Annotated in this window: 9 protein-coding genes and 1 riboswitch; all 9 genes read left to right on the top strand. The window is 69.6% G+C overall.

Annotated features, from left to right (window positions below):
* On the top strand, positions 1–1,060 hold a 1,060-nt coding region (gene mycP / locus AWC19_RS05860; protein WP_085077139.1), incomplete at its 5' end, for a type VII secretion-associated serine protease mycosin.
* A gap of 20 nt (positions 1,061–1,080) precedes the next feature.
* Entirely contained in the window at positions 1,081–2,277 is a 1,197-nt protein-coding gene (eccE, locus tag AWC19_RS05855; protein WP_085077132.1) for a type VII secretion protein EccE, read from the top strand.
* Positions 2,274–4,106, top strand: coding sequence for a type VII secretion AAA-ATPase EccA (gene eccA, locus AWC19_RS05850; protein WP_085077131.1), 1,833 nt, complete (start codon positions 2,274–2,276; stop codon positions 4,104–4,106). Before eccE ends, eccA begins: the two co-directional genes overlap by 4 nt.
* 505 nt (positions 4,107–4,611) lie before the next feature.
* Positions 4,612–4,789, top strand: a riboswitch (M-box (ykoK) riboswitch).
* Between the two features lie 286 nt (positions 4,790–5,075).
* Entirely contained in the window at positions 5,076–5,375 is a 300-nt protein-coding gene (locus tag AWC19_RS05845) for a PE family protein (RefSeq protein WP_085077130.1), read from the top strand.
* Positions 5,376–5,391: 16 nt separating this feature from the next.
* On the top strand, positions 5,392–6,603 hold the full coding sequence (locus tag AWC19_RS05840) for a PPE family protein (RefSeq protein WP_085077129.1): 1,212 nt from the start codon (positions 5,392–5,394) through the stop codon (positions 6,601–6,603).
* An 815-nt stretch (positions 6,604–7,418) separates the two neighbouring features.
* Positions 7,419–8,714, top strand: a complete 1,296-nt coding sequence (locus AWC19_RS05835) for a PPE family protein (RefSeq protein WP_085077128.1) — start codon at positions 7,419–7,421, stop codon at positions 8,712–8,714.
* A gap of 65 nt (positions 8,715–8,779) precedes the next feature.
* Complete coding sequence (locus AWC19_RS05830) at positions 8,780–10,186, top strand: PPE family protein (RefSeq protein ID WP_085077127.1); 1,407 nt, start codon at positions 8,780–8,782, stop codon at positions 10,184–10,186.
* A gap of 29 nt (positions 10,187–10,215) precedes the next feature.
* A complete protein-coding gene (locus AWC19_RS05825) occupies positions 10,216–10,539 on the top strand; it encodes a DUF732 domain-containing protein (protein WP_085077138.1) in 324 nt (107 codons plus the stop codon).
* Between the two features lie 117 nt (positions 10,540–10,656).
* On the top strand, positions 10,657–11,364 hold the full coding sequence (locus tag AWC19_RS05820; protein ID WP_085077137.1) for an MgtC/SapB family protein: 708 nt from the start codon (positions 10,657–10,659) through the stop codon (positions 11,362–11,364).
* The last annotated feature ends 2 nt before the right edge of the window (positions 11,365–11,366 follow it).

Here is an 11,366-nt window from a genome sequence, read left to right as displayed (position 1 = left end):
CGACAACTTGAGTGCCCCACGCCCGCTGGACCCGCCCAAACCGCCACCGCCGCCGCCACCCCCGCCGGGGCCGGCCCCCGACGCGTTCAGCGGCGTCGCGCCGGACGTCGACATCCTCTCGATCCGCCAGTCCAGCCAGGCCTTCGGCCTCAAGGACGCCTACACCGGCGACGAGGACCCGCAGACGCGGGCCAAGATCGACGACGTCGAGACGATGGCGCGCGCGATCGTGCACGCGGCGAACCTGGGCGCCACGGTCATCAACATCTCCGACGTGACGTGCATGAGCGCGCGCAACATCATCGACCAGCGCGCGCTCGGCGCGGCCGTTCGCTACGCGGCGGTCGACAAAAACGTCGTCATCGTGGCCGCGGCGGGCGACACCAGCAAGAAAGACTGCAAGCAAAACCCGGCGTTCGATCCCATGCAGCCGAAGGACCCGCGCGACTGGGCCGGTGTCAGCACCGTCGTCACCCCGTCATGGTTCAGCGACTACGTCCTGACGGTTGGCGCGGTCGACACCGACGGCCGGCCGCTCACCCAGGGCGGACAGGGCCAAGGGTCCACCAGCGTCGCCGGCCCGTGGGTGGGGATCGCCGCCCCGGGGACCGACGTGGTCGGGTTGTCGCCGCGCGACGACGGCCTCATCAATGCCATCGACGGTCCGGACAACTCGCTGCTGGTTCCGGCCGGCACCAGCTTCTCCACCGCGATCGTCTCCGGGGTCGCCGCGTTGGTGCGTGCCAAATACCCGCAGCTATCGGCCTACCAGGTCATCAACCGGTTGGAACGCACCGCCAGGGCACCCGCCCGGGGCGTCGATAACCAGGTGGGCTACGGCGTCATCGACCCGGTGGCAGCCCTCACCTGGGACGTGCCCGACGGTCCAGCAAAGCCGCCGCAGCAGCTGTCGGCGCCGCTGAACCTGCCTAAACCGGCCCCGCACCGCGATATGGTGCCAATATGGGTGGCGGCCGGTGGATTGACCGGAGCTTTACTGATCGGCGGCGCCGTGTTCGGTATTGCGATGTTCATGAAGCGAACACGTAAGCAGCAATGAGGTCGGAGCAGCAATAGCACATGAAGGCTCAGCGCAGTTTTGGATTGTCATTGTCGTGGGGCCGCGTCACCGCGGTTTTCCTGATCGACATCGTGATATTGCTGGTGGCCAGCCACTGCCCGGAATCCTGGCAGGGTGACCACCGCATCGCGTTCTGGGTGGGTGTCGGCCTCGCGGCGGTGATCACCCTGCTGTCGCTGGTGACCCACCACGGCCTCACCGTGACCTCGGGTCTGGCCACCTGGCTGTGGGATTGGTCCGCCGACCCGGGCACCGCGCTGACCGCCGGCTGCACCCCGGCGATCGACCACCAGCGGCGCTTCGGCCGCGACAAGGTGGGCGTGCGCCAGTACGAGGGCCACCTGGTCTCGGTGATCGCCGTGGACGGCGGCGAGGAGGAGGCGCCCGGTCGTCACCGCCACCGCACGACGTCGGCCACCCTGTCGCTGCACGCGGTCGCGGAAGGCCTGCGCCAGTTCGACATTCACCTCGACGGCATCGACGTCGTCACCTTGAAGGTGCGCCGCGGGGGTAACGCCGCCGAGAAGTCGAAGCTGGACGACTGGGGGCCCGAGGAGTGGGGCGTGGTCAGCGACCAACCCGCCTCCTACCTCCGCCGCACCTGGCTGGTGCTGCGGATGAACCCGCAACGCAACGTCGCCGCGGTGGCGGCCCGGGACTCGCTGGCGTCGACGTTGGTGGCCGCCACCGAGCGGCTCGCCCAGGACCTCGACGGGCAGAGCTGCGCGGCCCGGCCGTTGGGCGCCGACGAGCTCGCCGAGGTCGACAGCGCCGTGCTGGCCGACCTGGAACCGACGTGGAGCCGCCCCGGATGGCGCCACCTCAAGCACTTCAACGGGTTCGCCACCAGCTTCTGGCTGACGCCGTCGGACATCACCACGGAGACCCTCGAAGAGCTGCTGACGCCCGACGTCGGCGCCGCAGTGGTCACGATCCGGCTCGTCACCAGCGGTGGCCGACCCCAGCTGGCGGCGTGGGTGCGCTACCACAGCGAAAAGCGCCTGCCCCGGGCCGTGTCGTCGGGGCTCAACCGGCTCACCGGCCGCCAACTGGCCGCGGTGCGCGCCAGCTTGCCCGCCCCGGCCGCCCACGCGATCCTGGCCGTGCCCAGCCGAGAGCTGCGCGACGACGACGACCTGGTGCTGTCGGTCGGCCAGGTGCGGGAAAGCTCTGCGAGCGTGCCCGTAGCGCAATGACGCGCCCGCAATCAACCGCCGAAGACGCCCGTAACGCCCTGGTCGCCGGTTTATTGGCGTCGGGCATCTCGGTCAACGGACTACAGCCCAGCCACAACCCGCAGGTCGCGGCGCAGATGTTCAACACGGCGACGGCCCTGGACCCGGGGATGTGCGACGCGTGGCTCGCGCGGGTACTGGCGGGGGAGCAGGGCCTCGACGTGCTCGCCGGCGCGTGGGCGTCGGTCAGGACGTTCGGTTGGGAGACCCGCCGGCTCGGCGTCACGGACCTGCAGTTCCGTCCCGAGGTCTCCGACGGGCTGTTTTTGCGGCTGGCGATCACCAGCGTGGAGACGCTGGCCTGCGCCTACGCCGTGGTGCTCGCCGAGGCGAAACGCTACGAGGAGGCGGCGAAGCTGCTCGACGGCGTCGAACCCCGCCATCCCTTCGACGAGGAAGTGGTCAACTACGTGCGGGGCGTGCTGTACTTCCGCACCGGACGCTGGCCCGACGTGCTGGTCCAATTCCCCGAGGGCAAAACGTGGCGGCAGCCGGAGCTGAAGGCGGCCGGCGCGGCGATGGCCACCACCGCCCTGGCGTCGCTGGGCGTGTTCGAAGAGGCCTTCCGGCGCGGCGAGGCCGCCGTCGAGGGTGACCGGGTGCCGGGCGCGGCCAACATCGCGCTGTACACCCAGGGCATGTGCCTGCGGCACGTCGGCCGCGAGGAGGAGGCCGTCGAGCTGTTGCGGCGGGTCTACTCCCGGGATCCCAAGTTCACCCCGGCCCGCGAGGCGTTGGACAACCCCAACTACCGGCTGGTGCTGACCGACCCGGAAACGATCGAGGCCCGCACCGACCCCTGGGACCCGGACAGCGCGCCGACCCGCGCCGAGACCGAGGCGGCCCGCCACGCCCAAGAGGCCGCCAAGTATCTGGCCGAGGGCGACGCCGAGCTCAACGCGATGCTCGGCATGGAACGGGCCAAGCGGGAAATCAAGCTCATCAAGTCGACCACCAAGGTCAACCTGGCCCGCGCCAAGATGGGCCTTCCGGTCCCGGTGACGTCGCGGCACACGCTGCTGCTCGGACCGCCCGGCACCGGCAAGACCTCGGTGGCCCGCGCCTTCACCAAACAGCTGTGCGGCCTCACGGTGCTGCGCAAGCCGCTGGTCGTGGAGACGAGCCGCACCAAGCTGCTGGGCCGCTACATGGCCGACGCCGAGAAGAACACCGAGGAGATGCTCGAGGGAGCGTTGGGCGGGGCCGTGTTCTTCGACGAGATGCACACTTTGCACGAGACGGGCTACTCGCAGGGCGACCCCTACGGCAACGCGATCATCAACACGCTGCTGCTCTACATGGAGAACCACCGTGACGAGCTGGTGGTCTTCGGCGCCGGCTACGCCAAGGCCATGGACAAGATGCTCGAGGTGAATCAGGGTCTGCGGCGGCGCTTTTCGACCGTGATCGAGTTCTTCAGCTACACCCCCGAAGAGCTGGTCGCGCTGACCAAACTGATGGGGCGGGAGAACGAGGACGTCATCACTGACGAGGCGGCCGACGCGCTGTTGCCGTCGTACACGAGGTTCTACCTCGACGAGAGCTACTCCGAAGACGGCGACCTGATCCGCGGCATCGATACGCTCGGCAACGCCGGCTTCGTGCGCAACGTGGTGGAGAAGGCCCGCGACCACCGGAGCTTCCGGCTGGACGACGAGGACCTCGACGCGGTGCTGTCCAGCGACCTCACCGAGTTCAGCGAGGCCCAGCTGCTGCGGTTCAAGGAGCTGACCAGCGAGGACCTGCTCGAGGGCCTGAGCGCGGCCGTGGCCGAGAAGAAGTCGTCGTAGTCCGCATCGGCGCGGAACCCGCCGGCTAACCCGTTCGCAGCCGTCGGCGCCGCCGGGTGTGTGGGATTTCTATGAAGTCTCTCTCGATTGCGCGGCGAAGACTCGTCGAGTTGCCGGGCGCGGGCACCGGCGCGACCCATGGCGCTGAATGCTCATCGCCGAGCCCGGTTCTCCTGCGAACGCCATGACGGCATCTTTTCCGATCCGGTCGCGACGCCGCTTCGGCCCCGCGGCTGGATCGGGTTATCCATTGTCGAGGACAAGTCCAATGAGTTCTACTGTGCCACAAGTAGATTCGCGGGTCACCGGCGGCCGCGCCGCGCACGAAACCACCATAACCGCCGCCGCGACGGGGTGGGGGTTCGGCCACGGGCCCCGCCGGCTTGCGGCCCACGGTGATGCCCCGCCGGCCCGCCGCCGAATGACGGCGCGGCCCCGCAAATTGTTGCAACCGCGTGGCAGCTGGGTTGACTCGCCCGCTTCCCGAGTGCCACCATTGCCTCTGCATGCACCTCGCTAGGTGAGGCTTCCCTACGGATACAGGCCACTGACCTCGAACGTCGAAAGACGCCCAGGGTCAGGACAGCTCTTCCCGGCTTAAGGGTTGAGCCCAAGTGGCTTCCGGCCGTTGCGTCGGCCGGATACGCCGTGCGGTGCCGAAGCTCTGACGAGAGGGGTGTTGCGCCCGGGCCGTGGGTCCGGACGCTCCTCCCCGTGTGTGACGCAAAGGCAGTCGAAAGGCATCCACGTGTGCCCAGGCCGTGAGGAGGTGAGAGCGAAATGAGTCCCGGCGATAGTCCGTATTCCAGATCGACCATTTCGTTGCGATCCGGCCCCGGCCCTGTGCCCTTACTCTGAATCGCCTATCCCGACGGACCCCGCCCGCGCGCCGGCGGGTTCGTCGCGGCGGCGCGCGGAAATGTGGCCCCCGCCGGGGTGCGATCGCCCTTTTCCGTGAGGAGAACTCCGATGTCCTTTGTCATCACGCGTCCCGAGGAGCTCGCCGCCGCCGCCGGTGAGCTGAACGGTTTCGGGTCGGCGCTGGCCGCGGAGAATGCGGCCGCCGCCGCCGCCACGACCGCGCTGCCCCCGGCCGCAGCCGACGTCGTATCGGCTTTGGCCGCAACGCAATTCAGCGCCCACGCTGCCCTGTACCAGGCCGCGGCCGCCCAGGCGATGGCTGTGCACGAGCTGTTGACCGCGTCGCTGGGCGCGAGTGCCGGCTCGTATGCGGCCACCGAAGCGGCCAACGCGGTCGCGACAAGCTAGGGGGGAGGCGAAAACGATGACCTTCACACTGGACTTCGCGATGCTTCCACCCGAGGTGAATTCCGGTCGGATGTACTCGGGGGCGGGGTCCGGGCCGATGCTGGCCGCGGCGTCGGCCTGGCATGGGCTGGCCGCCGAATTGCGTTCCGCCGCTTTGTCGTACGGCTCGGTGCTGACCGCCCTGACCGGTGAACAATGGCACGGTCCGGCCTCGGCGGCGATGGCCGCCGCGGCCGCGCCGTACGTGGCGTGGCTGGGCGGGGCCGCCGAGCAGGCGGCCCAGAGCGCCACGCAGGCCCAGGCCGCCGCGGCGGCCTACGAGGCCGCCTTCGCCGCCACGGTGCCGCCGGCGGTGATCGCGGCCAACCGCGCCCAGCTGATGGCGCTGATCGCCACCAACATCCTGGGGCAAAACACCGCGGCGATCGCGGCCACCGAAGCCCACTACGCCGAGATGTGGGCCCAGGACGTCGCAGCCATGTACGGCTACGCCGCCGCCACCGCCAGCGCCACCCGGCTCAGCCCGTTCACCGGTCCGCGACAGGCCACCACCCCCACCGGGCTCGCCGCCCAATCCGCGGCGGTCGCCCAGGCCGCGGCCACCCCCGCCGGCACCCAGCAATCCATGCTGACCCAACTGATCTCGGCGCTGCCCACCGCCGTGCAGCAACTGGCCGCCCCGCTGTCCGGCGGCTGGAACCCCCTTGCCGCCGGGTCGGCGGCCGACACCACCGGGCTCAACGGCCTGCTCAACATGGCCAGCGGATCCGACACCGCCCTGGGCCAGCTGCTCAACGCCAATGTCTGGAACACCGTCTTCTCCTCCGGGTTCTACATGCCCAGCAACACCATCGCCCCCTTCCTGGGGCTGCTCGGCCAGGAGGCCGGAGACGCGGCGGCGGCCGCCGGGGATGCGGTCGGGCAGGTCGCCGGCGAGGCCCTCGCCGGGCCCGTCGGCGGGGGCGTGGGCGGCTCGGTGGCGGCCAGCCTCGGGCACGCGCCGGTGATCGGCGCGTTGTCGGTTCCGCCCAGCTGGACCGCGCCCGCGCCGGTGGCCGGTCCGCTGGCGTCCGCGCTGGGCGGGACCCCGATGATGCCGCCCCCAGCCGTGGCGGCCGGCATGCCCCCGATGCCTCTGGGCGCCACCGGCGGACAGCCCTACGGGCGCGCCGTACCCCAGTACGGTTTCCGCCCGACGTTCGTGGCGCGCCCGCCCGCCGCCGGATAGCGGGCGGGCCGCGCCGCGACTCACAGCGATTTGTTAGCTGCCAATCAGCGTCGGCGCAGCGACGCCTGCCTAACCTATGCGAAGTTCAGGGGAGCAGCGCATGACGAGAAGTTGTCCATTCGGTGATGCCCGGGCGCGCGCAGATCGCGTCGTCGGCCCGCGGCGCCGCACCGGATTGCGCAACAATGGCGGCACCAACATTGGCACGCGGGCCGAATGCGGATCGGCTCTCAGCGTTCTCTGCCCACATAATTACCACTCGATGCCGCAACAATTAGATCCGCGTGGAACCTAAACCACTCGTCATTCGTCTAACAGGGCGATAAGTCAAAAATCGACGCAGTGAATTACCCATCGTCGGCCGGACGTCCAGCGCGATATCGCAATGACGCCCGGCTCATTATATGCAGAACATACAAACCATTCCTGGCGGATTGCTGAAAGCAAACTTATAATATCCTGGGCACAGGTTTCAGGAAAGTAGTGAATTAGCTAGTCGCACCCCTTTCACGACGTGTAACGGCGGGGTGACAATAATTATTTACGTTCGCGTTACACACCACGAACGGATTCTGAATACCCTTTGTTGGCGATGATCGCTACGTTCGGCAACGACGCCTGAATGAGGGGGACGGCCGTCCCTCACACATTTCCAGCCGGGGCGATCCGGGCCCGTTGTTTTTGAATTAGCGGGCACCCGGGCGCGGGTTTGACGGCGGATTCGATGGATTCGCTTAGAGCATCCCCGCGGGCCCGCCCGGGCTGATGTCACGGTGCATACCATTGGCGGCCACTCAGGGGACCGGAGGGAATAGATGGTCGATTTCGGGGCGCTACCACCGGAGATCAACTCCGGCCGGATGTATGTCGGCGCCGGGGCGGGACCGATGCTCGCAGCGGCGGCGGCCTGGGACGAATTGGCGACTGAGCTGCAATCGACGGCGGCCTCGTATGGCTCCACGGTGCAGACCCTGGCGGCCGGGCCCTGGACGGGCCCGTCGTCCATCGCGATGGCGGCCGCGGCGGCCCCGTACGTGGCGTGGCTGAGCGCGACGGGCGCCCAGGCCGAAGCGGCGGCCAGCCAGGCCAAGCTCGCCGCGGGCGCCTACGAGACGGCGTTCGCGGCCACGGTGCCGCCGCCGGTGATCGCGGCCAACCGCGCCCTTCTCATGACGTTGATCGCCACCAACTTCCTGGGTCAGAACACGCCGGCGATCGCCGCCACCGAGGCCGATTACGCCGAGATGTGGGCCCAGGATGCCGCCGCCATGTACGCCTACGCCAGTTCCTCGGCGGCGGCAACTCAGCTGGAGACGTTCGTCGAGCCGCCACAGACCACCAGCGGTTCGGCCGGTGCCGCCCAGTCCGCGGCGGTCGGCCAGGCCACCAGCACTCCGGCCGCGTCCATCGGTGCGCAGGTTTCCCAGTTGATGAACTCGATACCGACGGCGCTGCAAAGCCTGGGGTCGGGCCTGGCGTCGTCGCCCACGACCGGCTCGACGAACCTGTTGTCGGGGCTCTCGTTGCCCCAGTTGGTCAACGCTTCGCTGCCGGCCGGGCTCTCCACCGACCTGGCGAATTGGAACACGATCACATCGACCGTTGCCTCCGGGTCGTATTCGCTGCAGGGCCTGACTTCGATACCCGGCGGTCCGTTCCTGTCCTTCGGCCAGGTCTATTCCTACGCGCAGAACGGGCAGGGCCTCGCCGCGTTCAACACCATCAAACCGATCACGGGGGCGCTGGCGCCGCTGGGCGGCGCCGCCGCCCACCTGGGCTCGGCGGTCGGGGAAGCACCGGCGTCGGCGGCGATGGGCAAAGCCGCGCTCGTCGGGAGCATGTCGGTGCCGCAGGGCTGGACCCAGGCCGCCCCGGCGATCAGAACGCTCGCGCAGGTGCTGCCCGCCAACGCGGCCGCGCCGGCCGCCGCCTCACTCGCCGGCGAGGAGGGCGTGTTCAGCCAGATGGCGCTGTCCGGCCTGGCCGGGCGGGCGGTGGCCGCGGCCGGGGTCGGCTCCACCGGCGGCGGCGCGGCCAGTGCGCTCGGCGGTGGGGTCGCGGCGGACGCCGGTACCGCCACCATCATCGTGATCCCGGCGCTCGAGGAGTGACCGCGATGACTTCCGCGACGGCCCACACCACCCGGGCGCGCTCGACCAGGCAAGGAGACTAGACGATGTCTTACGCAGCTTTTCCGCCGGAGTTCAACTCGGGCAGGATGTACGCCGGACCCGGTTCGGGGTCGATGCGGGCGGCCGCGGCGGCCTGGGCGGGGCTGGCCAGCGAACTGCAGTCCACGGTCTCGTCCTATTCGTCGGTGATCGACGGCCTGACCAGCGGGGTGTGGACGGGCCCGTCGTCGGTGAGCATGGTCGCCGCCGTCACCCCCTACCTGAGCTGGATGCAGGGCACCGCCGCCCAGGCGGCCGAAGCCGCCACCCAGGCCACCGCGGCGGCAACCGCCTATGAGGCCGCCTTCGCCGCCCACGTGCCACCGGAGGAAATCGCCGCCAATCGAAGCCAACTCGCGTCGCTGGTGGCGACCAACGTCTTCGGACAGAACACGGCCGCGATCGCGGCGACCGAGATCCAGTACGCCGAGATGTGGGCCCAGGACGCCGTGGCGATGGACACGTACGCGAGTTCGTCGGCGGCCGCCTCCGACTTGACGCCGTTCACCGAGGCCCCGCAGATCACGAACGCCGGCGGGCTGGCCGGCCAGGCCGCCGCGGTGAGCCAAGCGGCCGCCACTCCGGCCGGCAGCGTGAGCTCACTCGTGTCGGCGGCGGCCGCGCCGCTTTCCACGGCCGACCCTTTGCTGCAGACACTCGCGAATCTCAGCTCCGACTACACCAGCACGATCAACGGCTTGCTGAACTCGCTGTTCGGCCCAAGCGGCGCGTCGATGTATACCGCCCTCTACAACGCCATCAAGACCCCGCTCGGCTTCACCACGGGGTTCAACGACATCGGTCTGCTGATCAACCTGCCGGCGTCGCAGTTCCTCAAGTTCGCTCCGCACGCCGCGGCGGCGGGCGCGCTCCCCAAGGACGCGCTGGGAGCCGGGCTCGGGGCGGCCAACTTCGGCCGCGGCACGCTGTTCAACTCGGTGTCGGGAACCATGGGCAATGCCGGCACGCTGGTGGGAAAGTTGTCGGTCCCGCCCAGCTGGGCCACGGCCACGCCGGCGGTCAGAACGGTGGCCGCCGCGCTGTCGGCGGCCGGGCCCGACGCGGTGCCGGCGGCCGCGCTCGGCGCGGGCGGGCTGCTCAGCTCGATGTCGGTGGCGGGGATGCTCGGCAGCGCGCTCGGCGCCGGGGCGCCCACCGTTGTCGGCGGTGCCGGGGTTCGCGGGCGCATCAAACCCATCAAGGACCTTAAGGACGCCAACTCCCCGGAGCACCTCAAGCGTCTGGTGGCACAAATATCGGAGAAGCCCGAAAGCGTGCAGCACCACAACGTCGATCAACAGGGCCTGGACGCCCTGCTGGATCAGCTGTCGAAGAAACCCGGCATTCACGCGGTGCACCTGCGAAGGGGCGACAAGCCGCAGGCCGTGCCCTCTGACGCGCAAATCGGTTAGGGCACAACGTGATTGGGAGAGCGATGAAGATGAGACTGCTACTGGCAGCCGTCGGCGCCGCGGCCGCGCTGGGCTTCGCCGCGCCCGCGTGCGCGGACCCGCCGCCCGAGCCGCAGGGTGACGACGGGGGATTCCTCGCCGCGCTGCAGCAGGTCGGCATCCACTATGCCAGCCCGGACGCGGCGATCACGTCCGGCAAGGCAGTGTGCACCTGCCTGAACAACGGCGAATCGGGGCTGGAGCTCGTCCACGACGTCAAGACCCACAACCCCGGGATGGACATGGAGAACGCGTCCAATTTCGCGATGATCGCGGCGAAGTTCTACTGCCCCCAGCAACTGTCCAAGTCGTAGCCACCGTTTCCTGAAGGTGGCCGCGGGGCAACCGGATTGGCCCGCGGCCACCTGCTGTTCACCCGCGCGTGGTTAGCTGCCGCCGAGCGGCGCTCGGCGGGGAAGGAGGACGCGCCCATGCAGACGTTGACCGTCGCGGACTTCGCCCTTCGCCTTGCCGTCGGGGTGGGTTGCGGCGCGTTGATCGGCTTGGAGCGCCAATGGCGGGCCCGCCTGGCCGGCCTGCGCACCAATGCGCTGGTCGCCGGTGGCGCGACGCTGTTCGTGCTGTACGCGGTGGCCACCGAGGACACCAGCCCCACACGGGTCGCCTCCTATGTGGTCTCGGGGATCGGGTTTCTCGGCGGAGGGGTGATCCTGCGCGAGGGGTTCAACGTGCGCGGGCTCAATACCGCCGCCACGCTGTGGTGTTCGGCGGCCGTCGGCGTGCTGGCGGCTTCGGGGCACCTGGTGTTCGCCGCGATCGCGACGGGAACCGTCATCGCCATCCACGTGCTCGGGCGCCCGTTCGGCCGCTGGATCGACCACGACAACGCCGCCGAGGAGGACGAAAGCCTGCAGCCCTACCTGGTGCAGGTGGTGTGCCGCCCGAAATCCGAGAAGTACGCCCGCGCGCACATCGTGCAGCACGCCGCCGGCAACGACATCACCCTGCGCGGCATCCACACCGGTCGGGCCGCCGACGACGAAATCACCCTCACCGCCCATGTCCTGATGAACGGCAACACGGCGGCCCGGCTCGAGCGGCTGGTCGCCGAGCTGTCCCTGCAGCCGGGGGTCCGCGCGGTCCAGTGGTACGCCGGCGACACGGCGCAACCGGACTGAGC

It is taken from the genome of Mycobacterium palustre, assembly GCF_002101785.1.
Lineage (GTDB): Bacteria > Actinomycetota > Actinomycetes > Mycobacteriales > Mycobacteriaceae > Mycobacterium > Mycobacterium palustre.
The sequence above is the reverse complement of the archived record's forward strand: the minus strand, read 5'-3'. Positions and strand labels throughout refer to the sequence as shown.

Bases quoted from the DNA above. Each gene is read 5' to 3' on its own strand.
- eccE (WP_085077132.1), top strand. From the start codon at position 1,081: ATGAAGGCTCAGCGCAGTTTTGGATTGTCATTGTCGTGGGGCCGCGTC.
- eccA (WP_085077131.1), top strand. From the start codon at position 2,274: ATGACGCGCCCGCAATCAACCGCCGAAGACGCCCGTAACGCCCTGGTC.
- AWC19_RS05845 (WP_085077130.1), top strand. From the start codon at position 5,076: ATGTCCTTTGTCATCACGCGTCCCGAGGAGCTCGCCGCCGCCGCCGGT.
- AWC19_RS05840 (WP_085077129.1), top strand. From the start codon at position 5,392: ATGACCTTCACACTGGACTTCGCGATGCTTCCACCCGAGGTGAATTCC.
- AWC19_RS05835 (WP_085077128.1), top strand. From the start codon at position 7,419: ATGGTCGATTTCGGGGCGCTACCACCGGAGATCAACTCCGGCCGGATG.
- AWC19_RS05830 (WP_085077127.1), top strand. From the start codon at position 8,780: ATGTCTTACGCAGCTTTTCCGCCGGAGTTCAACTCGGGCAGGATGTAC.
- AWC19_RS05825 (WP_085077138.1), top strand. From the start codon at position 10,216: ATGAGACTGCTACTGGCAGCCGTCGGCGCCGCGGCCGCGCTGGGCTTC.
- AWC19_RS05820 (WP_085077137.1), top strand. From the start codon at position 10,657: ATGCAGACGTTGACCGTCGCGGACTTCGCCCTTCGCCTTGCCGTCGGG.